Annotated in this window: 18 protein-coding genes and 3 rRNA genes; 13 read left to right on the top strand and 8 right to left on the bottom strand. The window is 41.1% G+C overall.

The annotated features are described in order from the left end of the window. Positions 1-77: 77 nt before the first annotated feature. The 4 genes from O7776_RS19530 (at position 78) to O7776_RS19515 (ending at position 5,518) form a co-directional block, all read left to right on the top strand. Positions 78-1,817 (top strand): ABC transporter ATP-binding protein, encoded by a 1,740-nt coding sequence (locus O7776_RS19530; RefSeq protein WP_274308541.1) that lies wholly within the window; start codon positions 78-80, stop codon positions 1,815-1,817. Between the two features lie 25 nt (positions 1,818-1,842). Beyond that, positions 1,843-3,615, top strand: a complete 1,773-nt coding sequence (locus O7776_RS19525; RefSeq protein WP_274310551.1) for an ABC transporter ATP-binding protein — start codon at positions 1,843-1,845, stop codon at positions 3,613-3,615. 59 nt (positions 3,616-3,674) lie between these two features. Further along, positions 3,675-4,388, top strand: a complete 714-nt coding sequence (locus O7776_RS19520; RefSeq protein ID WP_274308540.1) for an N-acetylmuramoyl-L-alanine amidase — start codon at positions 3,675-3,677, stop codon at positions 4,386-4,388. Positions 4,389-4,462: 74 nt separating this feature from the next. Then, on the top strand, positions 4,463-5,518 hold the full coding sequence (locus tag O7776_RS19515) for a P-loop NTPase (RefSeq protein ID WP_274308539.1): 1,056 nt from the start codon (positions 4,463-4,465) through the stop codon (positions 5,516-5,518). A gap of 20 nt (positions 5,519-5,538) precedes the next feature. On the opposite strand, the gene gerD is transcribed toward O7776_RS19515, so the two are convergent. Continuing rightward, a complete protein-coding gene (gene gerD, locus O7776_RS19510) occupies positions 5,539-6,132 on the bottom strand; it encodes a spore germination lipoprotein GerD (protein WP_274308538.1) in 594 nt (197 codons plus the stop codon). A 168-nt stretch (positions 6,133-6,300) separates the two neighbouring features. Here gerD and O7776_RS19505 point away from each other — a divergent pair, with 168 nt between their 5' ends. Beyond that, positions 6,301-6,981: a KinB-signaling pathway activation protein gene (locus tag O7776_RS19505; protein WP_274308537.1), complete on the top strand. Its 681-nt coding sequence runs from the start codon at positions 6,301-6,303 to the stop codon at positions 6,979-6,981. 41 nt (positions 6,982-7,022) lie between these two features. Here O7776_RS19505 and O7776_RS19500 read toward each other — a convergent pair whose 3' ends face one another. Continuing rightward, positions 7,023-7,670 carry a hypothetical protein gene (locus O7776_RS19500; protein WP_274308536.1) on the bottom strand — a complete coding sequence of 216 codons (648 nt, stop codon included), beginning with the start codon at positions 7,668-7,670 and terminating at the stop codon, positions 7,023-7,025. Positions 7,671-7,919: 249 nt separating this feature from the next. Here O7776_RS19500 and O7776_RS19495 point away from each other — a divergent pair. The 4 genes from O7776_RS19495 to O7776_RS19480 all read left to right on the top strand — a co-directional run bounded on the left by O7776_RS19495 (position 7,920) and on the right by O7776_RS19480 (position 13,572). After that, positions 7,920-9,471: ribosomal RNA gene (locus O7776_RS19495) — 16S ribosomal RNA — on the top strand. A gap of 305 nt (positions 9,472-9,776) precedes the next feature. Beyond that, positions 9,777-12,704, top strand: a 23S ribosomal RNA gene (locus O7776_RS19490). Between the two features lie 64 nt (positions 12,705-12,768). Further along, positions 12,769-12,883, top strand: a 5S ribosomal RNA gene (gene rrf, locus O7776_RS19485). Together the 16S, 23S and 5S rRNA genes form the textbook arrangement of a ribosomal RNA operon. A gap of 395 nt (positions 12,884-13,278) precedes the next feature. Then, a complete protein-coding gene (locus O7776_RS19480) occupies positions 13,279-13,572 on the top strand; it encodes a hypothetical protein (protein ID WP_274308535.1) in 294 nt (97 codons plus the stop codon). A gap of 235 nt (positions 13,573-13,807) precedes the next feature. Here O7776_RS19480 and O7776_RS19475 read toward each other — a convergent pair whose 3' ends face one another. From O7776_RS19475 to fdhF, 3 genes are read right to left on the bottom strand one after another with little or no spacing between them, the layout of a single operon-like run. After that, positions 13,808-14,878: a P-loop NTPase gene (locus O7776_RS19475; RefSeq protein WP_274308534.1), complete on the bottom strand. Its 1,071-nt coding sequence runs from the start codon at positions 14,876-14,878 to the stop codon at positions 13,808-13,810. 16 nt (positions 14,879-14,894) lie between these two features. Further along, positions 14,895-15,371 carry a helical membrane plugin domain-containing protein gene (locus tag O7776_RS19470; protein ID WP_274308533.1) on the bottom strand — a complete coding sequence of 159 codons (477 nt, stop codon included), beginning with the start codon at positions 15,369-15,371 and terminating at the stop codon, positions 14,895-14,897. Between the two features lie 18 nt (positions 15,372-15,389). Then, positions 15,390-18,314, bottom strand: coding sequence for a formate dehydrogenase subunit alpha (gene fdhF / locus O7776_RS19465; RefSeq protein ID WP_274308532.1), 2,925 nt, complete (start codon positions 18,312-18,314; stop codon positions 15,390-15,392). Between the two features lie 631 nt (positions 18,315-18,945). On the opposite strand from fdhF, the gene O7776_RS19460 reads away from it, so the two are divergent. The 3 genes from O7776_RS19460 to moaA are packed head-to-tail and all read left to right on the top strand — an operon-like array spanning position 18,946 to position 21,153. Beyond that, entirely contained in the window at positions 18,946-19,293 is a 348-nt protein-coding gene (locus O7776_RS19460) for a Na-translocating system protein MpsC family protein (RefSeq protein WP_274308531.1), read from the top strand. 12 nt (positions 19,294-19,305) lie between these two features. Further along, positions 19,306-20,115 (top strand): formate dehydrogenase accessory sulfurtransferase FdhD, encoded by an 810-nt coding sequence (gene fdhD / locus O7776_RS19455; RefSeq protein WP_274308530.1) that lies wholly within the window; start codon positions 19,306-19,308, stop codon positions 20,113-20,115. A 21-nt stretch (positions 20,116-20,136) separates the two neighbouring features. After that, positions 20,137-21,153 (top strand): GTP 3',8-cyclase MoaA, encoded by a 1,017-nt coding sequence (gene moaA / locus O7776_RS19450; RefSeq protein WP_274310550.1) that lies wholly within the window; start codon positions 20,137-20,139, stop codon positions 21,151-21,153. Between the two features lie 45 nt (positions 21,154-21,198). On the opposite strand, the gene moaC is transcribed toward moaA, so the two are convergent. The 3 genes from moaC to O7776_RS19435 are packed head-to-tail and all read right to left on the bottom strand — an operon-like array spanning position 21,199 to position 22,755. Then, on the bottom strand, positions 21,199-21,681 hold the full coding sequence (gene moaC / locus O7776_RS19445; RefSeq protein WP_274308529.1) for a cyclic pyranopterin monophosphate synthase MoaC: 483 nt from the start codon (positions 21,679-21,681) through the stop codon (positions 21,199-21,201). Then, positions 21,674-22,264, bottom strand: a complete 591-nt coding sequence (locus tag O7776_RS19440) for a molybdenum cofactor guanylyltransferase (protein ID WP_274308528.1) — start codon at positions 22,262-22,264, stop codon at positions 21,674-21,676. The genes moaC and O7776_RS19440 overlap by 8 nt, the downstream gene beginning before the upstream one ends. Next, positions 22,261-22,755, bottom strand: a complete 495-nt coding sequence (locus O7776_RS19435) for a MogA/MoaB family molybdenum cofactor biosynthesis protein (RefSeq protein ID WP_274308527.1) — start codon at positions 22,753-22,755, stop codon at positions 22,261-22,263. The genes O7776_RS19440 and O7776_RS19435 overlap by 4 nt, the downstream gene beginning before the upstream one ends. Positions 22,756-22,869: 114 nt before the next feature. Here O7776_RS19435 and O7776_RS19430 point away from each other — a divergent pair, with 114 nt between their 5' ends. After that, positions 22,870-23,886 carry a thiazole biosynthesis adenylyltransferase ThiF gene (locus O7776_RS19430; protein ID WP_274310549.1) on the top strand — a complete coding sequence of 339 codons (1,017 nt, stop codon included), beginning with the start codon at positions 22,870-22,872 and terminating at the stop codon, positions 23,884-23,886.

Raw genomic sequence — 23,886 nt, 5'->3', positions numbered from 1 at the left:
GTTTTTCAAGCGAGTTTGAAAAAAACCTGGACGCAATTACGCCGGCGTAATTGATATTAAGGAAGTGAACGGAATTTATGCAGGCAGTTTGGAAATTATCGAAATACGTAAAGCCGTATATTCTTTTTGCCATTATTGCACCGGTTATGATGCTTATCGAAGTTGGGATGGATTTATTACAACCAACCATTTTAAAGCATATTATTGACGATGGCATCGCAAAAGGTGATACGTCATATATCGTAAAAATGTTTGGTCTGATGCTAGCTACGTCATTGATTGGTCTGATTGGAGGTGTAGGATGCTCAATCTATGCCTCCCGGACAGCGGTCAATTTTTCGACGGATTTACGTCATGACTTATATGAAACGATTACTTATTTCTCAAATAAAAGTAAGGATAAATTTACGCTCGGTAAACTGGTAACGAATTTAACGAGTGATATTGAAATGCTTCAGCGTGCATTAACGATGCTGCTGAAAATTTTTGTGCGCGGACCAATGATGTTTATCGGGGCGATTGTTATTGTTTTTATTACGGCACGTGAGCTATTCCCAATATTATTAGTTGTTGTGCCAGTTTTAGCGTTTTTCATGTATTACTTTACAGCGCTTTCGGGGAAGTTGTTCTATAAAGTGCAAAAGGTAGTCGATCAAGTAAATTCGAAGGTGCAAGAAAACTTAGCCGGTATTCGTGTTATTAAAGCGTATAATCGCAAAGACCACCAAATCGAGCAGTTTGAAGATGTGAATACACAGTTGATGAGGCGCAGTATGATGGCTGATCAAATTATTGGGACATTAGGTCCGCTTACAATGTTCATCGTAAACTTAGGAATTGTCGCAGCATTATGGATGGGTGCAATTAAGGTCGATAACAATGCGTTACAAGTCGGTGTGATACTAGCGTTTATCAACTATTTAATGATGGTTATGCAAGGTTTAACAAGCTCAGCAAACGTACTCATTCAATTAGCACGCGCGATTCCAAGTGCAGAGCGAATTGTCGAAGTGCTTGAAGAGCAAACAGAGTTAACCAGTCCCAAAAATGTGGCCAAGTATCCTATCCAAGGTAGCGTGAAATTTGAAAACGTACATTTTTCATATGTAAAAGAGACAGAAGCGGTATTGAAAAATGTGAGCTTCCATGTAAACGTGGGCGAAACAGTTGGCATTATCGGGATGACTGGTAGTGGAAAATCAACATTAGTGAAAATGCTACCACGACTATTTGATGTCGATCAAGGTGAGGTCAAAATTGATGGTAGGAATATTAAAGACTATGATTTACAACATTTACGCGCGGCAATTGGCTATGCACCGCAAAAGGCAACACTGTTTTCAAAGACAATTGCTGAAAATTTACGTTTCGGTAAAACGGAAGCAACTGAGCAAGATGTTTTAGAAGCGTTAGTAGCGGCCAATGCTCAAGAATTCGTCAATAAATTACCAGCCTATACCGAGCATGAATTAACACAAGGGGCGACGAATCTATCGGGTGGTCAAAAGCAGCGTCTTGCTATGGCACGCGCTTTCATCCGCCAACCGCAAATATTAATTTTAGACGATGTCACAAGCGCGGTTGATAGTATTTCTGAGAAAACGATTCAAAATGCCATTAACTCTAAATTTACGGAGGCTACAAAGTTTGTCGTGTCGTCAAAAATTTCATCGATTCGTCATGCAGATCAAATCTTTGTTATGGATGACGGAGAAATCGTTGCACAAGGAACGCATGAGGCATTACTAAAAACGAGCTCATTGTATCAAGAAATGGCGAGAACGCAGGCAGAAAAAGGGGTGACTGTAGGTGAATAGACATCAAGGAGGACCTTCGTCACCAATGGCTAGACAGGGGCGCTTAACAGGGCCGATAGTAAAGCCGAAAAATCAAAAGCAAACGTTACTGCGTATTTGGGGTTACTTGCGTATTCAACGCGTTGAATTGATGACCGTTGTCGTTTTTGTAATTATTAGTACGCTACTGAGCTTAATTGGTCCGTATATGATTGGGAAAACAATTGACGACTATATCGTGAAATTCAACGTATCAGGTGCAATTCGAATGGCGCTCATCTTAGCAGGAATTTATACGGCATCGTCTTTCTTAACATGGGCACAGCAGTTTGTGATGATTCGTGTTTCCCAAAGAACAATTCGCCGTTTGCGTCAGCAGCTATTTGAACAATATCAAGCATTACCACTGGCGTTTTTCGATCAAAAGCAGCAGGGCGATTTAATGAGCCGTATGACAAATGATATTGAAAACCTAAATGCTGCCATGTCGCAAAGTGTGATTCAAATTGTTTCGAGCTTCTTAACAATTGTCGGGACGGCATTTGCATTGTTTTATTTAGATTGGCGACTGGCCCTTGTAACGTTAACAATTATTCCGCTAATCGTATGGGCGTCGAAGCAAATTATTAAGCGTAGTAGCGTGAACTATAAGGAGCGTCAGCGTGATTTAGGGAATTTGAACGGCTATATCGAAGAAACGATTTCTAATGCCGACATTATTACGCTGTTCAGTAAAGAAAAAGCAACATTAGCGGAATTCAACGTAGCAAATGAAAAGCTGCGCGGCTCTGCGATGCGTGCCGATATTATTTCGGGCTTTATGGGACCAATCAATAATTTTATGAATAATTTAGGCTTAAGTTTGGTTATTGGTACTGGTGCCATAATGGCGGTAACGAGCGGTCTGTCGATTGGAATTATTGCATCGTTTGTAACGTATACGCGCCAATTTTTCCGCCCGATTAATCAATTATCGAACTTACTGAATACATTTCAGTCAGCCATTGCCGGTTCGGAGCGTGTGTTTGAAGTTTTAGATGAGGCTCGGGAAGTTGCAGATATCCCGAATGCGAAAGAAAAAGTGAAATTAAATGGTGATGTCGTGTTCGAACAAGTCCAGTTTGGTTATGAGAAGGACAAGCCGGTGTTAAAGGGTATTGATTTTACAGCAAAAGCGGGTGAAACAATTGCCATTGTTGGCCCAACAGGTTCTGGGAAAACAACTATTATTCAGCTACTAACACGCTTTTACGATGCAACGGGTGGACGAATATTATTAGATGGTGAGCCGATTGTAAATTTTAAAATGAACAATGTGCGCGACCATGTGGGCGTTGTTCTGCAAGATACGTATTTATTTTCAGGGACTGTTCGTGAAAATATTCGATTTGGGAAGCTTAGTGCAACGGATGCTGAGGTAGAAGATGCGGCGAAAATTGCCTGTGCACATAATTTCATAAAATATTTACCAGAGCAGTATGATACCGCTCTGACGAGTGGTGGGTTGAATTTAAGTCAGGGGCAGCGTCAGTTAATCGCAATTGCACGAGCGATTTTAGAAGACCCAGATATTTTAATTTTAGATGAAGCGACTTCGAGTGTAGATACGATGACTGAGGTGCATATTCAAAAAGGCTTGAATAATTTAATGCAAGGACGTACAAGTTTTGTCATTGCACACCGCTTGAAGACAATTGAAAACGCTGATCAAATTTTAGTGATTCAAGATGGTCAAATTTTAGAACAAGGCAATCATGTCTCATTAATGCAGGCACGTGGATTTTATGCATCACTGCAGCAGCAACTAATGGTAAACTAAATCAATTTGAATAAACGACCACCCTGTTGCGTATAGTAGGCAAAAAGGGCGGTGTTTTTTTGAGGCGTTGGCTTGCACTGATATTTGTAATGTTTTGTTCGATGATGGTCGTTGTTTATGAAACGAGCGCATCGGATAAACGATTTTTTTTGCCTGAGCCATTAGGTGGTATGAAAATTATGCTCGATGCAGGGCACGGTGGCTTAGATGGTGGTGCGTCGAATGGTGATGTAGTGGAGAAGGAAATTACGTTAGCAATAACAAATAAGGTAGCGCGGCAGCTGACACGTTTGGGTGCCGAAGTGATTTTAACGCGGACGACAGATGGAGACGTATTAAATGAACATGCACCAAATGAAGATTTCCCAACGAATCGTGAACGTAAAAAACAGGATATTTTCTTACGAGAGGCGTTAGTAAAGCAACATGAGCCGGATTTATTTATTACGATTCATGCCAATGCTATCCCAAATAGTAAGTGGCGCGGCGCACAAGTGTTTTATCATAAGTCTGGTCATGCTAGTAGCGAGGATTTAGCGAAGGCGATTCAGCAAACAATTCGTGAAACATTGGAAAACACGACGCGCGAGGCATTGTCGATTAAGGAAGTCTATTTACTGAAGAAGGCAGAAGTACCTGCTGTATTAGTGGAGACAGGCTTTTTAAGTAATGAAGAGGAACGAAACTTACTTGCTAGTGAAAATTACCAAGACAAAATGGCATTTGCAATTGCACGCGGCATCGAGAATTACGTGCATGCAGCATTCGACTAGGCAACATGTAATAACAATACGAAGCGATTATGATATACTAACTATAGAAATTTCATTCTAGGGGAGTGTTTGATGTGTTAAACGAGCAACAAGTCCGAGACCTATTAGGCGAATTACAAGATCCGTTTTTACATAAATCATTAGCAGAAACAAAAGGTGTAACAAACGTTTCAATTAAAGCAGAAAAAGAGCACGTAAGCGTTCGTATTGCGATTGCAAAAACAAATACGCCTGAGCAAATGCAACTTCAAATGAAAATTGTTGAGGTGCTAAAAGAGAATGGCGCGGCTTCTGTGGGGATTCGTTTTGAAGAGTTACCTCAAGAAGTATTAAAAGCATTCCGCGGACAAGCAACAGAAGCGGAAGCACAAGATATTTTATCACCATTATCAAGCGTGCAATTTATTTCGATTGCTTCGGGTAAAGGTGGCGTAGGAAAATCAACAGTATCGGTTAACATGGCAGTTGCTTTAGCACGTTTAGGCAAAAAAGTGGGCTTAATCGATGCGGATATTTACGGTTTCTCTGTACCTGATATGATGGGTATTACAGAAATGCCAGTTGTAAAAGACGACCGTATTTACCCAGTAGAGCGTTTAGGTGTAAAAGTAATTTCTATGGGCTTCTTCGTAGAAAACAACGCACCAATTGTATGGCGCGGACCAATGCTAGGTAAAGTGTTAGATCAGTTCTTCCGCGATGTTGATTGGGGCGATTTAGACTACTTACTATTAGACTTACCACCAGGTACAGGTGACGTAGCGCTTGATATTCATCAAATGCTACCGGCTTCAAAAGAGATTGTCGTAACAACGCCGCACCCAACAGCTGCATTCGTAGCAGCACGTGCAGGGGCAATGGCATTACAAACAAACCATGATATTTTAGGTGTTATCGAAAACATGGCTTGGTATGAAAATAAAGCTGGTGAAAAAGAGTTCGTATTCGGTCAGGGCGGCGGTCCGAAGCTTGCTGACGAATTACGTACTAATTTACTTGGACAAATTCCGCTTGGTCAGCCTGATTGGACAGAGGAAGATTTTGCACCTTCAATTTATGCAGCGGAACACTCAATAGGAAAAAATTATTTACAAATTGCTCAAGGCATTGTAGATTCATTAGCGAAATAAAGCTTTTATAAAGAGGCTCTTCATTGCGAAGATGCCTCTTCTTTTTTTGCACCAGACTCCCCTTCTTTTTTCTTTGAGTCGTCTTCCTGCTCGCCGCTGCTTTTCTTTACAAGCTCCTGCCATTTCGATTGTAAGAGTGGGTTTTCAATCGTTTCCATAACTACTTTTTCAAGTTCTTTCCGCATAACAGCACCCTTTAAAATTGTCTCGAGCTGTTTTTGCATATCGGGTTGACCAAAAAAGGAGGTTAAGTCTTCTTGGTAGGAGGCATCATTTAATAACTTTTTCATTAAATCCTCTTGCTGCTTTTGCATACTTTTAGCAAAAGTTTCTTGAAATTTCGGGTCTTCAAAGGTTGTCATCCAAAAGTCGGCTGCTTCTTTTGAGAGTAAAGTTTCCTCAGTGGCTTTTTTGATTTCTTCAGTATTTAAAATGAGGAGCTCACGAAAGCTTTTATCTTCGAACAACTGACGAATGGCCTTTTTACCTTCCTCCGTTTGTATGGCATCGACCATAATTTTCTTCACTTCTTCATAGGAAAGTGTTGTTGATTTAGCATCACTACAGCCGGCGAGTGAAAGTGCAAGTATCAGCAAAATGAAAAAATGTCGCATCAAAATCCGTCCTTTCCACATTGTAATAACAAAGCAAAATGACCTAAAGTGCTTTCATTTATTGTTCACAATTTTATAAAAATTATGTAATAAGCTTTAAGCAAGGTCGCTTTTTTATTATGGTGTTGTTAAAATATACAAGTGTATTAAAAAAATGGAGGTATGTTCGTGACGATACGAAACTGGGTTAAATTCGCTTTTTGGGCGTTGTTAATTGGTGGCTTAGTTAATGCAGTTGCCTCGTTAATAATTCGTTGGGACTTTTACCAACCATATTTAACGAACGGTGAGATTACCGAATTTTTGGCGGCAGTCATTTGGAATATTATTTTAGGATTTACGATGAGTGTGATGGCACAGGCTGGTTTCTTTGCATATTTAACATTACACCAAGTTGGGGTAAATATTTTTAGATCATTAACTTTGTGGAATTGGGTACAAGTAGTGTTAATTCTCGTAGTATTAGTAGATATTATTGTATTCCGTTTCGCTCCTGGTGCAGAAACAGCTGTTGACTGGATTATCTATGGTACTCTTCTTGTTGTTTTGGTGGGAGCAGCAATACTGACAGCCATCAAAAAAGTAAAGATGACTCAAAAACCACATGTACTCATTTCAACAATGTTCTTTATGATTGTTGTTACATCATTAGAGTGGATTATTGCATTAGTGGGACGCCAAGATAATATTGATGTATATGTAGCGCTATTATTATTCCCATTAGTAGCGGTTAATGCATTCCAAATTTTGATGTTGCCAAAATACAATTCGCAGTCAGAAGCAGATCGAAAAAAACTAGAAGAACGCCGCAAAGTAAGAAAAGAAACAACAAACGTGGCCAAAGCATAAGAAAAGGAATGTCCGAGAAGTAATTCTGGGACATTCCTTTTTTATGGTAAGCGTTTAGTTGCAATATCATAACCAAATAAATTTTGTTCTATTGATACAAATGGGTGGGTTTTTAGATATTGTTGTATTTCCTGAAAAGAAACTTCTTGGTCTCGGTGTAAAGGGATGCTGATAAAATCGCCATCTACTGTAGTAGTGTTTGGAGTAACAAAGGAATAAGTAGGGGCAACTATATTGATACCGCGTTCGTGTAAAGTTTGCTGCATTGCTTCACCTACCGTGTAATCCCGTGTAGCAAACCAAAGAGGCGATTGCTGGAAGTTTTTTTGAAAAATCGTAAGTTGACTATCTAATAGTGAATCCTTTTCTTCATATTGACTTTGTGTAGAACCTAGCAAACCTAAAGGGATATTTCGTTCTATTAGTAGTTTTACCGCTTCCGGACTACGTAGTATCCAATCTGTATCTACTAAAAAGAGTGGATATGGTTTTGATAACGAAGCAACCCATTCCTCAAATCCTTCGTGAGAATAACTTACTTCAACAATTAAGCTAGCTCCATATTGACCTTTAGTAATAACTGTTGGTGCTTCTGTTAACTGAAAAACAGGTAAAATACTATTTTTTTCATCGAAATAAAAGAAAACAATAATCATACATAAAGCCAGTGATACCAATACTTTAAACATGTTGGGATACCCTCTTTCTATGTGTTAGAAACGTATTTCTATAAAAAACTTATGAAAAAGTGTTGACGATTATAACAATACGATGTTACTATAAGTGAGTCGCCAAGAGATGACGCGACAAACGAAACAACATGAACCTTGAAAACTGAACAAGCAACGTTAATGAATATAGCTTCTTAAATGAAGCAAAAAAGATTTCTAACTTAATTGTTAGAATCGCTAGCAAAGCAAATGAGCTTTCAAACTACTTTTATGGAGAGTTTGATCCTGGCTCAGGACGAACGCTGGCGGCGTGCCTAATACATGCAAGTCGAGCGAATGGATTTGGAGCTTGCTCCAATGACGTTAGCGGCGGACGGGTGAGTAACACGTGGGTAACCTACCCTATAGACTGGGATAACTTCGGGAAACCGGAGCTAATACCGGATAATACTTTGAACCACATGGTTGGAAGTTGAAAGATGGTTTCGGCTATCACTATAGGATGGACCCGCGGCGCATTAGCTAGTTGGTGAGGTAACGGCTCACCAAGGCGACGATGCGTAGCCGACCTGAGAGGGTGATCGGCCACACTGGGACTGAGACACGGCCCAGACTCCTACGGGAGGCAGCAGTAGGGAATCTTCCACAATGGACGAAAGTCTGATGGAGCAACGCCGCGTGAGTGAAGAAGGATTTCGGTTCGTAAAACTCTGTTGCAAGGGAAGAACAAGTAGCGTAGTAACTGGCGCTACCTTGACGGTACCTTGTTAGAAAGCCACGGCTAACTACGTGCCAGCAGCCGCGGTAATACGTAGGTGGCAAGCGTTGTCCGGAATTATTGGGCGTAAAGCGCGCGCAGGTGGTTCCTTAAGTCTGATGTGAAAGCCCCGGCTCAACCGGGGAGGGTCATTGGAAACTGGGGAACTTGAGTGCAGAAGAGGATAGTGGAATTCCAAGTGTAGCGGTGAAATGCGTAGAGATTTGGAGGAACACCAGTGGCGAAGGCGACTATCTGGTCTGTAACTGACACTGAGGCGCGAAAGCGTGGGGAGCAAACAGGATTAGATACCCTGGTAGTCCACGCCGTAAACGATGAGTGCTAAGTGTTGGGGGGTTTCCGCCCCTCAGTGCTGCAGCTAACGCATTAAGCACTCCGCCTGGGGAGTACGGTCGCAAGACTGAAACTCAAAGGAATTGACGGGGGCCCGCACAAGCGGTGGAGCATGTGGTTTAATTCGAAGCAACGCGAAGAACCTTACCAGGTCTTGACATCCCATTGACCACTGTAGAGATACAGTTTTCCCTTCGGGGACAACGGTGACAGGTGGTGCATGGTTGTCGTCAGCTCGTGTCGTGAGATGTTGGGTTAAGTCCCGCAACGAGCGCAACCCTTGTTCTTAGTTGCCATCATTTAGTTGGGCACTCTAAGGAGACTGCCGGTGATAAACCGGAGGAAGGTGGGGATGACGTCAAATCATCATGCCCCTTATGACCTGGGCTACACACGTGCTACAATGGACGGTACAAACGGTTGCCAACCCGCGAGGGGGAGCTAATCCGATAAAACCGTTCTCAGTTCGGATTGTAGGCTGCAACTCGCCTACATGAAGCCGGAATCGCTAGTAATCGCGGATCAGCATGCCGCGGTGAATACGTTCCCGGGCCTTGTACACACCGCCCGTCACACCACGAGAGTTTGTAACACCCGAAGTCGGTGAGGTAACCTTTATGGAGCCAGCCGCCGAAGGTGGGATAGATGATTGGGGTGAAGTCGTAACAAGGTAGCCGTATCGGAAGGTGCGGCTGGATCACCTCCTTTCTAAGGATATTTTCGGAATTCATTCCTAGGGAATGAAACATTAACGGTTGCTGTTCAGTTTTGAAGGTTTATTCTTAATTGAATGGAATACTTCAAAAAAAATATTTGTTCCTGCCGCTAGCGCTATTGCCGCAAGACTGCATGAAGCAAATTCAGTGAAGCTTAGTCACGATGTGATGGAAGTTCGCTGCTTTGTTCTTTGAAAACTGGATAAAACGACATTGATAAGTAATAAACAAACATAGATCAAGAAATTGATCGTGCAATATCCTTAAAATCTTACTTTTTAAGTAAGTTTAACTTTTGGTTAAGTTAATAAGGGCGCACGGTGGATGCCTTGGCACTAGGAGTCGATGAAGGACGGCACTAACACCGATATGCCTCGGGGAGCTGTAAGTAAGCTTTGATCCGGGGATTTCCGAATGGGGGAACCCACTATCTTTAATCGGATAGTATCTACACGTGAATACATAGCGTGATGAGGACAGACGCAGGGAACTGAAACATCTAAGTACCTGCAGGAACAGAAAGAAAATTCGATTCCCTGAGTAGCGGCGAGCGAAACGGGAAGAGCCCAAACCAAAGAGCTTGCTCTTTGGGGTTGTAGGACACTCTATACGGAGTTACAAAAGATTGGATTAGACGAAGCGACTTGGAAAGGTCCGCGAAACAAGGTAAAAGCCCTGTAGTCAAAAGTTCAGTCCCTCCAGAGTGGATCCTGAGTACGGCGGAACACGTGAAATTCCGTCGGAATCTGGGAGGACCATCTCCCAAGGCTAAATACTACCTAGTGACCGATAGTGAACCAGTACCGTGAGGGAAAGGTGAAAAGCACCCCGGAAGGGGAGTGAAATAGATCCTGAAACCGTGTGCCTACAAGTAGTTAGAGCCCGTTAATGGGTGATAGCGTGCCTTTTGTAGAATGAACCGGCGAGTTACGATTACGTGCGAGGTTAAGTTGATAAGACGGAGCCGCAGCGAAAGCGAGTCTGAATAGGGCGAATTAGTACGTGGTCGTAGACCCGAAACCAGGTGATCTACCCATGTCCAGGATGAAGGTGAGGTAACACTTACTGGAGGTCCGAACCCACGCACGTTGAAAAGTGCGGGGATGAGGTGTGGGTAGCGGAGAAATTCCAATCGAACTTGGAGATAGCTGGTTCTCTCCGAAATAGCTTTAGGGCTAGCCTCGTGATTGAGAATACCGGAGGTAGAGCACTGTTTGGACTAGGGGGCATCTCGCTTTACCGAATTCAGACAAACTCCGAATGCCGGATATTTATACACGGGAGTCAGACTGCGAGTGATAAGATCCGTAGTCAAAAGGGAAACAGCCCAGACCACCAGCTAAGGTCCCAAAGTAATCGTTAAGTGGAAAAGGATGTGGCGTTGCTTAGACAACCAGGATGTTGGCTTAGAAGCAGCCATCATTTAAAGAGTGCGTAATAGCTCACTGGTCGAGTGACGCTGCGCCGAAAATGTATCGGGGCTAAACGATTCACCGAAGCTGTGGATGCATACCGTTGGTATGCGTGGTAGGAGAGCGTTCTAAGGGCGTTGAAGTCAGACCGGAAGGACTGGTGGAGCGCTTAGAAGTGAGAATGCCGGTATGAGTAGCGAAACATGGGTGAGAATCCCATGCACCGTATGACTAAGGTTTCCTGAGGAAGGCTCGTCCGCTCAGGGTTAGTCGGGACCTAAGCCGAGGCCGATAGGCGTAGGCGATGGATAACAGGTTGATATTCCTGTACTACCTCCCCACCGTTTGAGAAATGGGGGGACGCAGTAGGGTAGGGTAAGCAGAGCGTTGGTTGTCTCTGTTCAAGCAGTAAGGTGTGTGCGTAGGCAAATCCGCGTACTTTAACATTGAGCTGTGATGACGACTCCGTATGGAGGAAGTTCCTGATCTCACACTGCCAAGAAAAGCCTCTATCGAGGTGGGAGGTACCCGTACCGCAAACCGACACAGGTAGTCGAGGAGAGAATCCTAAGGTGTGCGAGAGAACTCTCGTTAAGGAACTCGGCAAAATGACCCCGTAACTTCGGGAGAAGGGGTGCTCTGGTAGGGTGTATAGCCCGAGAGAGCCGCAGTGAATAGGCCCAGGCGACTGTTTAGCAAAAACACAGGTCTCTGCAAAACCGTAAGGTGACGTATAGGGGCTGACGCCTGCCCGGTGCTGGAAGGTTAAGAGGAGTGGTTAGCGCAAGCGAAGCTGCGAATTGAAGCCCCAGTAAACGGCGGCCGTAACTATAACGGTCCTAAGGTAGCGAAATTCCTTGTCGGGTAAGTTCCGACCCGCACGAAAGGCGTAACGATCTGGGCACTGTCTCAACGAGAGACTCGGTGAAATTATAGTACCTGTGAAGATGCAGGTTACCCGCGACAGGACGGAAAGACCCCGTGGAGCTTTACTGTAGCTTGATATTGAATTTTGGTACAACTTGTACAGGATAGGTAGGAGCCAGAGATCTCGGAGCGCCAGCTTCGAAGGAGGCGTCGGTGGGATACTACCCTGGTTGTATTGAACTTCTAACCCATGCCCCTTAGCGGGGTAGGAGACAGTGTCAGGCGGACAGTTTGACTGGGGCGGTCGCCTCCTAAAAGGTAACGGAGGCGCCCAAAGGTTCCCTCAGAATGGTTGGAAATCATTCGTAGAGTGTAAAGGCATAAGGGAGCTTGACTGCGAGACCTACAAGTCGAGCAGGGTCGAAAGACGGGCTTAGTGATCCGGTGGTTCCGCATGGAAGGGCCATCGCTCAACGGATAAAAGCTACCCCGGGGATAACAGGCTTATCTCCCCCAAGAGTCCACATCGACGGGGAGGTTTGGCACCTCGATGTCGGCTCATCGCATCCTGGGGCTGTAGTCGGTCCCAAGGGTTGGGCTGTTCGCCCATTAAAGCGGTACGCGAGCTGGGTTCAGAACGTCGTGAGACAGTTCGGTCCCTATCCGTCGTGGGCGTAGGAAATTTGAGAGGAGCTGTCCTTAGTACGAGAGGACCGGGATGGACACACCGCTGGTGTACCAGTTGTCTTGCCAAAGGCATCGCTGGGTAGCTATGTGTGGACGGGATAAGTGCTGAAAGCATCTAAGCATGAAGCCCCCTCAAGATGAGATTTCCCATTACGCAAGTAAGTAAGACCCCTGAAAGACGATCAGGTAGATAGGTTCGAGGTGGAAGTGTGGCGACACATGTAGCTGACGAATACTAATCGGTCGAGGACTTAACCACATGTTTACGAAAATCAATGAACCGTTTATCCAGTTTTGAAAGAACAATCTTTCAATTTAATAAGTGAAGTGATGATGGCAAAGAGGTCACACCTGTTCCCATACCGAACACAGAAGTTAAGCTCTTTAGCGCCGATGGTAGTTGGGGTTTCCCCCTGTGAGAGTAGGACGTCGCTTCGCTCAAAAAGTCGCTGCTGATTTAGTCAGTAGTGGCTTTTTTAATGCAAATAAATAAGTACATAAGTCACTATGAAATGACGAGGGAATCTATCAACGATGCCTCGGCGTTGTATGAATATAAAAATTAAAACCAAAGAAGGCATCCTAAAGTAATTTTTCGGACGCTTCCTTTGGTTTTTTGCTGTATGAGTCCATTTTGCAGCTGCAAGCAATTGCAATGAGTCCATAAAGCTGAGGCAGTAAACAAGGTTTCGTTTATGGCACATGAAGTATATCTATCAACTATTATTAAAAGAACTAGCTAGGCGAGAGCAGGCAAAAATCAATCCGTAAAGATGAATAAAAAATGATATAATAAATAGGAAGAAAACCATAGATAGAAAGATGGCAACACAATGAACGAACAATTAGCAGATTGGATTATGCGTTTTCAAAAGCAAAAAGATATCGAGGCTCTTGAAAACTTAAAAAATTACTGCTTTCATATAATCGAGCCTTTAATTACAGAGTTTACCGAGAAATATGGCGAAGAAGCGGGTGAATTATTGCGTTTAAAATGGGATAAAAGATTTTATTTTATTTTTACGAAGTATCAATTGAATGTGGGGTTGCCATTAGACAATTTTGTTGAAAATACGTATCGCTTTTATTTTATGCAGGTTTTAAAAAGAGCGGGGTATATACTATAAATAGTGAGATGTCTAATTGAAATACATTTAAATAAAATCATCGTACGTTTTAAAGAACTTATATTAAAATAAATAATAAAAGCATCTTCAATTAATTTCGGGTTTAGTTGCCGAACATTCAATATGGAGATGTTTTTTCTTTGGGAATAATCCATCTAACAAAAAGCAACCAGTTACAGGGGACATCCTACGACTGGTTGCTTGAGTATTTTCTATTATATTAAGGAGAAGGTTCCTATAAAGCTGAGAATTCTATATCTTTTTGATGAATAATATCTTCTGCAAGATGCGTAAATATTTCACCAATAATGGAGTCTTCATCATAAACCGAAGAACCGGTATTTTCCTCAGGGTGAGCAAATGGAACTTGGGCAATGACATTTGCATCAAGTTCATCTGCTAATTGTTCGGCACCACCTTGACCGAAAAGATAGTGCTTTTCGCCATCTGAATTTTCAAAGTAAGCCATATTTTCAATAACACCTAAAATGGTATGTTTGGTGTGCTGAGCCATCAAACCTGCACGTGAGGCTACATGAGAAGCAGCATTATGCGGTGTTGTTACAATTATTTCTTGTGCTTGCGGTATCATTGCCGCCACATCGATGGCAATATCTCCTGTTCCGGGCGGTAAATCCAGCAGCAGATAATCCAAATTGCCCCAATGAGTGTTGACAAGAAAATTGCGAATCCATTTATTGAGCATTGGGCCACGCCACATGACAGGTTGATTGTCCTTTGCAAAAAAGCCCATCGACATGATTTTTACTCCATCACTCACAACAGGAATAGCAGTTTGGTCAAGCATTGTTGGTTTTTGATTTATCTTCATCATAGCAGGAATACTAAAGCCATAAATGTCAGCATCTAAAATACCGACATTTTTTCCAAGACGGGCAAGGGCAACTGCTAAGTTAATCGTAACAGTCGATTTTCCAACACCGCCTTTACCACTCGTTACGGCGATGAATTTGACGCCGGAATCAGGCTTAAGCATCTTAGGCATCCCTTGATCTGTCACATTTTGATTTTTTAAAGAAGCTGTTAAATTGCGGCGTTCTTCATCTGTCATTGAACCGAATGTAAGGGAGACACTTGTAGCGCCAAGTTCTTTTAAAGCTTGTTCAATATCTTGTTGAATCTTTGCTTTTAATGGGCAGCCTTGAATCGTTAAGATCACGTCAAGTGAGATATGCGTCCCTTCAATTTGTATATTGCGCACCATATTTAACTCAACGACGCTTTTATGAAGTTCTGGGTCATTAACTTCTTTCAGTGCATTTAAAATGTTCTCATTTGTTAGCATTTAACAAACCTCGTTTCTATTTTAAGCCTTTGCCAAGCCCTTGTAAGAAGTGGATGCCAAAGTTTAATGCCCGATTGACATCTGGATCTTTCATCAGCTTTGCCAACTTGAAGACACTGATTTTTTCGTCACTTTCTAATGCTTTGTTTGCTTCATCTAAGCCGATAGTTAAACTGTCTATTAGCTTTGTTGTTGTTTCTGGATTCAAGTTCGTTAAAGCACCTGCAGCACCCATTAAGTTGTTGATGAGATTCGTAACTGGTTTGCGAGTCAACTGACCAAGTGCAATATGGGCAACATCTTCTTTTGCTTCAAGAAGTTTTGTAGCAGCTTCTAGTGCGCCAATATCATTTAACTCGGCCATGATAGTAAACACTTGATTTACTGTGTCTTCATTTTCGGAAAGAAGATGTTTTAAATTTTCTAGTTTTTGTTCTTTTAATTGTTCTTCTGTTAATTGTTGTTTTTTAATGGTGTTAATTGGTGCAGCCATACATTTCACTCCCTTCCATTAATTTGTTGTTAAGTGAACGTAGCCAGGTCGATTCCATTTACGTTGTACTTCGACACCGTTTTGTGGGTGACGCTCTTTGTTTCTTGGATTTGTTCTAGGAAGTGGTGATTTTCCTTTTGCTTTCAGTACTTCCACTCTAACTTTTGTTTGTTTATAGGCAGGTGTTGATGTATTAACATCAGCAGCTGAACCTGTTAAGAAGTTGATCGCTGAATCTTTGCTAGTAGAGTTCATTGGTAAGAATAGCTCGTTACCTTGTACACGATCTGTTACAAGGGCGTTTAATTTTAGTGCGCCATTCGGAGAAACTAAACGTAATAGAGTTCCATCTTCAATGCCTCTTTCTTTCGCTAATTCTGGTGATACTTCTACGAAAATTTCAGGTACTTTTGATTGAATACCTTTTGATTTATTTGTCATGTTTCCTTCGTGGAAGTGTTCTAGCATACGTCCATTGTTAATGTGACAATCGTACTGTGCTTCATATTCAACAGGTTTTACCCAATCGTTTAAAGCAAAACGAGCTTTTTTATCAGGGAAGTTAAAGCCATCTACGTATAGTAATGGTGTATTTGTACCATCATGGCTACCCCACAGGAAGCTGCCCCAATCTTCTAATACATCGTAGTTATTTCCAGAGAAAATTGGAGAAAGACTAGCCATTTCGTCATAGATTTCACTAGGGTGGCTGTAATTCCAGTCTGCTCCTAAGCGACAAGCTACTGCTTGAAGGATTTCCCAATCCGCTTTTGATTCACCAAGTGTTGGTAAAACTTGATATAAGCGTTGAACACGACGTTCTGTATTCGTAAATGTACCTTCTTTTTCAAGAGATGGTGCTGCTGGTAAAATAACATCTGCATATTGAGCTGTGCGTGATAAGAATACATCTTGTACAACAAAGAAGTCTAAAGATGAAAGAACTTTATCTACGTGGTTCGCATCTGCATCTACGAGAGCCATATCTTCACCTACTAGATACATAGCTTTCATTTTACCTTCCATAATCGCATCCAACATTTGCGGATTTGTACGACCTGGTTGTGGTTGAATTTCAACACCATATGCTTTTTCAAACTTAGCACGTGCCTCGTCATCTGTGACTTTTTGATAGCCTGGTAATAGGTTTGGTAATGTACCCATGTCACAAGCACCTTGTACATTGTTGTGACCACGAAGAGGGTAGGCACCTGCACCTGGACGGCGATAGTTACCAGTAGCTAAAAGAAGATTTGAAATAGCTGCTGAAGTATAAGAACCACCTGTATTTTGTGTAACACCCATACCCCAAAGAACACATGTACCATCAGCATCACGAATCATTTCGGCAACATTGATCAATACCTCTTTAGAAATGCCTGTCATTTCTTCTGCATAGTCGAGTGTGTATTTTTCAAGGATATGCTTGAAATCATCATAGAAATTGACATTCTCTTTAATGAAGGCTTCGTCATGCCAACCTTGATCAATTATATATTTTGTAACAGCCATTAACCAAACTTGGTCAGTACCTTGTTTTGGACGCATGAAGATGTCAGAGCGTTCAGCCATTTCGTGCTTGCGAACATCGGCAACGATTAATTTTTGACCATGTAACTTGTGGGCACGTTTTACGCGAGTCGCTAAAACAGGGTGACCTTCTGTAGGGTTTGCCCCAACAATAATAACAAGACCAGCTTTCGCAATATCTTGGATTGTCCCTGCATCACCGCCAAAACCAACTGTGCGCAATAAGCCATCTGTAGCTGGAGATTGGCAATAACGTGAACAGTTATCAACGTCGTTTGTGCCAAATAATTGACGTGCCATTTTTTGAATTAAGTAGTTTTCTTCATTCGTAATTTTTGAAGAAGAGATAAAACCAACAGAACCAGGGCCAAATTCTTTTTGAATACCGCCAAGTTTTTCAGTAATCAAATCTAATGCCTCATCCCATGATGATTCGATAAATACATCGTTTTTACGAATTAGTGGTTTTGTAATTCGTTCTTCAGAGTTGACGAAGTCCCAGCCGAATTTCCCTTTTATACAAGTAGAAATCGCATTTACCGGACCTTCAGATGGTTCTACTTTTAAAATTTTGCGTCCCTTTGTCCAAACTTCAAACGAACAGCCTACACCACAAAAAGTACAAACGGTTTTTGTTTTTTTAGTACGTTTACTGCGCATGGCAGCTTCGACTTCTGATACTGCGAAGATACCGCTATATCCTGGTTCAACTTCTTTGATCAAATTGATCATCGGATCTAACATATCCTGTTTAATCCCGGTCATAAATCCAGCTTCTCCAAGCATGGATTTTTCCATTAAAGCGTTACATGGACATACGGTTACACATTGTCCGCAACTCACACAGGAAGAATCATTAATGTTAACGCCAGTATCCCAAATAACGCGTGGCCGTTCTGCTTCCCAATCCAGGGATAATGTTTCATTAACCTGTAAGTTTTGACAGACTTCTACACATTGTCCACATGCGATACATTGGTTAGGATCATATCGGTAAAATGGATGGGACATGTCCACTTCATGTGGATCTACTTTTGGCTCAAAAGGATATTTCTGATGTTCAATTTCCATCAATTCTGCTGTGTTATGGAATTTACAATTGCCGTTGTTGTTATCACAAACGGTACAGTACAATAAGTGGTTTTCTAGTAGACGGTCCATTGCTTCTGTTTGTGCTGCTTTCGCCTTCTCAGAAGTAAGTTGGATATCCATACCGTCAATCGCTTTTGTTGAACAAGAACGAACTAATTGTCCACCCACTTCAACGATACATGTATCACAAGTTTCGATGGGGTCAACGGCAGGTACGTGACAAATCTGCGGATGGGCAATTGAATATCGATTAATGGTCTCAAGAATTGTAGCTCCTTCTGCTGCTTCATACGGTACGCCATTAATTTTAATGTTAGTCAAGGTAAACTCCTCCTTTTGCTATGTGTCAATCAATTATATGAAAACAGGTTAATGCTTATGGTAAAGCGAAATAGAACGTTCAGTTGGTGATTCGGAATAATCATTATCTTGTTATCTTTTGTTAGGATGAACTTATAAAATGCTATTCCGGATTTACCGGCGTTTCTAAACATGAGTGATTTAAAAACGATTCATTAGCGAGGTTTTCAAATTGCTGACATGTCTAAAAAATAAAAAAATCCACCATGAAACGGCATGGTTCTCACATGCTGATTAATCATGGTGGATAAAATTCATAGCAGGCCGTGCTAAAAACTCAATCTACTTTTAATTTTTTAGATGTAACAATAGAACTCAAATATTATGACCCCATCTGCAAATAGTTCCACTTTTTTTGTGAAACCAAGACATATGAAACAAAATAGATCAATTCCATTTGTAATATGTTTATTATAGCGTTTTCATTCAAAATGGACAATATTTATCGTAAATTTCGATTCAAGTTAATCATTACCTAAAATTATTTTTCCTTTAAATTTTTTTTAAGTTGCTATATTATTAACAAAATGTAAGGGTGCCATCACGGAAAACAAAGGAAAAAAAGTATATTTACGTTAGGAGAATCATCAGAATGTCAAAAAAAATACATGAATTTAACGATATTATTCGAAAACTGCGTAAAGAATTATTTGGTAAAGGACCAGAGCGTATTCATACTATTTTTACAGAAAACATGGCAATTTCAACATTGCATGGCAATCTTACACCAACAGAAAAGTTTATTGCGAGTACACCGGAAGGGTTAAAAATGGTTCATGCAGCACGTACAAGCATGATCCAAGATTTGTATTATAAAGCAACCCCGGAAGGTATGGAAGAATTGATGGGCACAAAGCTACTCCATTTATTTACAGATATCAAAATTGAAGAAGATTTTGCTATTTCTGTTTTTATTTTTGAGAAAAATATTAGTGAATAAAGAGGTTAACTTATGAAAAAAGCAGTAACCCGAGAAATTCTGCGCATTGAAAATAATCAAGTTAAAGAAATAGAAGATCTAGTTGTCACAGAACACGCGGTCACAATTAAGATTAATCAGCAAGAATTCGTTACAATGGTTTCCACACCGGAGTATGTAGAAGATATGGTAGTGGGATATTTAGCATCAGAACGAATCATTCGCAGTTTTGAGGATATTGAAGAAATTTGGTACCAGGAAAAAGATGGTTTTGTGCATGTTAAAACAAAGCAAATAAATCCTATCTATCAACAAGTTCAAAATAAACGCTATATCACTTCTTGTTGTGGCATGAGCCGCCAAGGTTTCGTTTTTGTTAATGATGCATTAGTATCCAAAAAAATGGAAGGTATTAATGTGCGCATTACAACAGATGATTGTTTTCGTCTAATGGAGGAGATGCAGAATTCGGCTGTGACATTCCAAAAAACTGGTGGTGTTCATAATGCAGCACTATGCGATGTGAATGGTATTGTCTTAAGTCGCATGGATATTGGACGTCATAATGCACTTGATAAAATTTACGGATATTGCTTAAGAAATAACATAAGTATGAGAGACAAAATCATTGTATTTAGCGGAAGGATTTCGTCTGAGATATTACTAAAAGTTTCAAAAATCGGCTGTGAAATTGTCCTGTCCAAGTCAGCACCTACAGAATTGGCTTTGGAATTGGCGGAGCAGCTGGGGATTACAACGGTCGGTTTTATTAGGCAAAACACACTAAATATTTATACCCATAAAGAGCGTATTCAATTACCTGCAAATGAACCAATCGACTAATAGGAAAGAAGGAGAATAAAAATTACTAATCTGCGAGATCAATTGCACAGACCACTAAGAGATTTAAGGATATCAGTGACAGATCGTTGTAATTTTCGTTGTCAATATTGCATGCCAGCGGAAGTATTTGGCCCAGACTTCGCATTTTTACCGCCCGATAAAATATTAAGTTTTGAAGAAATCGAACGATTAGTAAAGATTTTTGTTTCACTAGGTGTGAAAAAAGTTCGCATTACAGGTGGCGAGCCTTTACTGCGAAGAGATTTGCCCAAATTAATTGAACGCATTCACCGTATTGATGGAGTAGAAGACATTGCCTTAACAACCAATGGCACTTTATTGAAAAAATATGCCAGTGACTTGGCGAAAGCAGGATTATCAAGAGTTGCGGTTAGTCTGGATTCGTTAAATGAAGGGCGTTTCTTCCAGATAAATGGTCATAGGGGAAAAGTGAAAACAGTATTAGAGGGCATTGAAAAAGCTGCAGAAGCGGGCTTGCTAGTGAAAATTAACATGGTAGTTCAAAAAGGTGTAAATGGACAAGATATTGTTTCAATGGCAGAGTTTTTCAAAGACAAACAGCATATTCTTCGTTTTATTGAATATATGGATGTAGGGAACTCAAATGGTTGGCGAATGAACGATGTTGTGTCGAAGAAGGAAATTATTGATCAGCTTCATCAAGTTTTTCCGCTCCAAGCAGTTGAGCCTAATTATAAAGGTGAAGTAGCTACGCGCTATCAATATCTAGATGATACAGGTGAAGTAGGTGTCATATCATCTGTAACAGATTCATTCTGTTCAACTTGTTCGCGTGCCCGTATTTCAGCGGAAGGGATATTATATACTTGCCTCTTTGCAACAGAAGGAACGGATCTACGAGAATTATTAAGAACAGAGGCAGATGATGCAACAATCACCCAATGCATATCGGAAGTTTGGGAGAATAGAAATGACCGCTATTCTGATGAACGAAATGAACAGACGATGGAAAAAAGAAAAAAATCAAAAATCGAAATGTCGCACATCGGCGGATAAAGAAAAACAGAAAAAAACGGCAAAATATTGCCGGATTTTTTCTGCTTATTTATGCATATAAGTGCCGCTTTTTCCACCTGTTTTTTGAACAAGATAGGTTTCTTTAATCACCATATTTTTATCGACGGCTTTACACATATCATAAAATGTCAGCGCGGCAACGGACACAGCAGTTAATGCTTCCATTTCGACACCTGTTTTCCCACTGCATTTTACGGTAGCTTGAATATGAAGTTCATAGCCATCATCTGCTTTTTTGTACTCAAATTGGAAATCTGTTCCTTGCAGCATGATCGGGTGACACATCGGGATAATATCTGCTGTTTTTTTGGCACCCATAATCCCTGCAATTTGTGCTACTTGTGTAGGATCACCCTTCTTTATGCCGCCTTGTTGGATGGCTTCATAGACAGCATCAGATAAAGTAATGGTACTGCGGGCGATGGCTGTGCGTTTTGAAATTTCTTTTTCTGAAATGTCGACCATCTTAGGGCGACCTTCTTCGTTCCAGTGGGTAAAATTATTCATAAGTTGACTCCTTTTTAGCTGTTTGTGACCAATCGAGTGGAGTATTGATATTGACGAATGTTGGATATTCTTCTTCAAAATCAACATAACAAACTTGAATTTGCTCTAACAGAACTTTCATGCTTTTCTTGTTTTGCTGGATTAATCGCGTTGCTTTTGATAAGGCAGTACGTCGATAAATGGCAGCAAGAGGTTGTATTCTTGAAACCTGTTCAGGAACAATCGCATCATAATGATCATCGATAAATGTAAGCATGGTTTGGACAAAATCTGCATTCATATAAGGCATATCACTAGCTAGCATAAAAAACCACTCAACATCAGGGAAATTTATCATGATGTTTTGCAAGGCGGACAAAGGTCCCTGATGAGGCTGGTCCTCAATAATTATGTGGATCTTATCTCCTGCGAATTTCGATTGCAGGCTGGCATTCGTAGCGATGATTAAAGGCTGTAGCCGATTTTCTTGTAAGGCAATAAGACTATTCTTATACAAAGGCTGATCAGCAAACAGTTCAAACATTTTTGGCTGGCCATACCTAGAAGATTGACCGCCAGCTAAAACAACACCGGCAATTTTCATAGGCGATCCAGCTCACCGACAAAATGTTGTACAGTAGGGAGAATGAGTTTAGTCATTGCAAGAGTTACCGCATTGAGGGAACCTGGCAGTACATAGATGGCGGATTTTTCCCGGCATCCTGCTGTTGCACGACTAAACATGGCTTTTGGACCAATTTCTTCATAACTTAATGACCGAAACAATTCTCCAAAACCTACCATTTCTTTTTCGAAAAGGGGGAGAATGGTGTCATAGGTTTGATCTCTTGGTGTAAAACCTGTTCCGCCAGTGACGATTATCGCATTGATGCTTTGATTTGAACACCATTTTTTTACATGATTTGTTATCTCGGATGGTTCATCTTTTGTTATTTGATAGTCTATTACTTCAAAAGAAGCTTCTCGAAGTAATGATTGAATTCGTTGGCCGCCAAGATCATCCGCCGTTGATCGCGTGTCGCTCACGGTTAAAATGGCAGCTCCTATACGGAGATCATGATGTGAAGGGTGCAAGGGAGTATACCTCCTTTTCCAGAGATGATTTTTATTGAAAAACATTGCTTTTATTATAAGGCTATAAATAAAAAGGTCAAATTAAAATTCAGAAAAAGAAAGGCAAAAACGTTGATGCATAATAGATATTCTAGACAGCAATTATTCAGCCCAATCGGAGAAAAAGGTCAGCAACTGCTACAACAAAAGCATGTCCTTATTATTGGTGTTGGCGCACTTGGAAGCGCAAGCGCGGAGGCACTTGTTAGAGCAGGTATCGGAAAGTTGACGATTATAGACCGCGATTATGTCGAGTGGAGCAACTTACAAAGGCAGCAACTGTATACCGAACAAGATGCACAGGAAAAAGTCCCAAAAGTCATTGCTGCAAAAAAGAGACTCCAGAGCATTAACTCGGAGTTGGAAATCAACGCGTTGATTCTTGATGCCAGTACAGAGGAATTACAGGGACTCCTTAAAGGTGTAGATCTCATGATAGATGCAACGGATAATTTCGATATTCGCTTTATGATGAATGATATCGCACAGAAATATCAAATTCCATGGATTTATGGATCCTGTGTGGGCAGTTATGGAGCGACATATACAATTGTCCCAGGCATTACACCTTGTCTGCATTGTTTGCTGAAAATGATGCCGAACACAGGGATGACTTGCGATACGGTGGGAATTATAAGTCCGGCTGTTCAAATCGTAGCAGCTTATCAAGTCACAGAGGCATTCAAAATTTTGGTAGGCGATGAAAAAGCCAGACGAAAAACGTACTTAACTTTTGATGCTTGGCAAAATCAGCACTATGAAATTAATGTGGAGAAAATGCGCAAAGAGGATTGTCCATCTTGCGGCAAAAACCCTACGTATCCCTATTTATCCTATGAAAATCAAACAAAATCAGAGATACTATGCGGTCGTGATGCTGTACAAATTCGTCCACCTAAACCAATTCAATATAATTTAGGTCAACTTGCTGTTCAACTTCGTCCATACGGTGAAATTCAAAAAAACCTTTATTTACTTTCTTTGCAAACACCAAATTATCGATTCGTAATTTTCCAGGATGGACGAGTAGTAATTCATGGTATTCAGAATATACAAGAAGCAAAAAGCATTTATCATCGTTTATTAGGATAA

Source organism: Solibacillus daqui (genome assembly GCF_028747805.1).
Lineage (GTDB): Bacteria > Bacillota > Bacilli > Bacillales_A > Planococcaceae > Solibacillus > Solibacillus daqui.
This window is presented reverse-complemented; position numbering and strand designations above follow the sequence as displayed.

Excerpts from the sequence above, each read along its gene's own strand:
- O7776_RS19470 (WP_274308533.1), bottom strand. The coding sequence starts at position 15,371 with ATGGCTGCACCAATTAACACCATTAAAAAACAACAATTAACAGAAGAA.
- O7776_RS19460 (WP_274308531.1), top strand. The coding sequence starts at position 18,946 with ATGTCAAAAAAAATACATGAATTTAACGATATTATTCGAAAACTGCGT.
- gerD (WP_274308538.1), bottom strand. The coding sequence starts at position 6,132 with ATGCGACATTTTTTCATTTTGCTGATACTTGCACTTTCACTCGCCGGC.
- O7776_RS19480 (WP_274308535.1), top strand. The coding sequence starts at position 13,279 with ATGAACGAACAATTAGCAGATTGGATTATGCGTTTTCAAAAGCAAAAA.
- O7776_RS19530 (WP_274308541.1), top strand. The coding sequence starts at position 78 with ATGCAGGCAGTTTGGAAATTATCGAAATACGTAAAGCCGTATATTCTT.
- fdhD (WP_274308530.1), top strand. The coding sequence starts at position 19,306 with ATGAAAAAAGCAGTAACCCGAGAAATTCTGCGCATTGAAAATAATCAA.
- O7776_RS19430 (WP_274310549.1), top strand. The coding sequence starts at position 22,870 with ATGCATAATAGATATTCTAGACAGCAATTATTCAGCCCAATCGGAGAA.
- O7776_RS19440 (WP_274308528.1), bottom strand. The coding sequence starts at position 22,264 with ATGAAAATTGCCGGTGTTGTTTTAGCTGGCGGTCAATCTTCTAGGTAT.
- O7776_RS19475 (WP_274308534.1), bottom strand. The coding sequence starts at position 14,878 with ATGCTAACAAATGAGAACATTTTAAATGCACTGAAAGAAGTTAATGAC.
- O7776_RS19500 (WP_274308536.1), bottom strand. The coding sequence starts at position 7,670 with ATGTTTAAAGTATTGGTATCACTGGCTTTATGTATGATTATTGTTTTC.
- O7776_RS19525 (WP_274310551.1), top strand. The coding sequence starts at position 1,843 with ATGGCTAGACAGGGGCGCTTAACAGGGCCGATAGTAAAGCCGAAAAAT.
- moaC (WP_274308529.1), bottom strand. The coding sequence starts at position 21,681 with ATGAATAATTTTACCCACTGGAACGAAGAAGGTCGCCCTAAGATGGTC.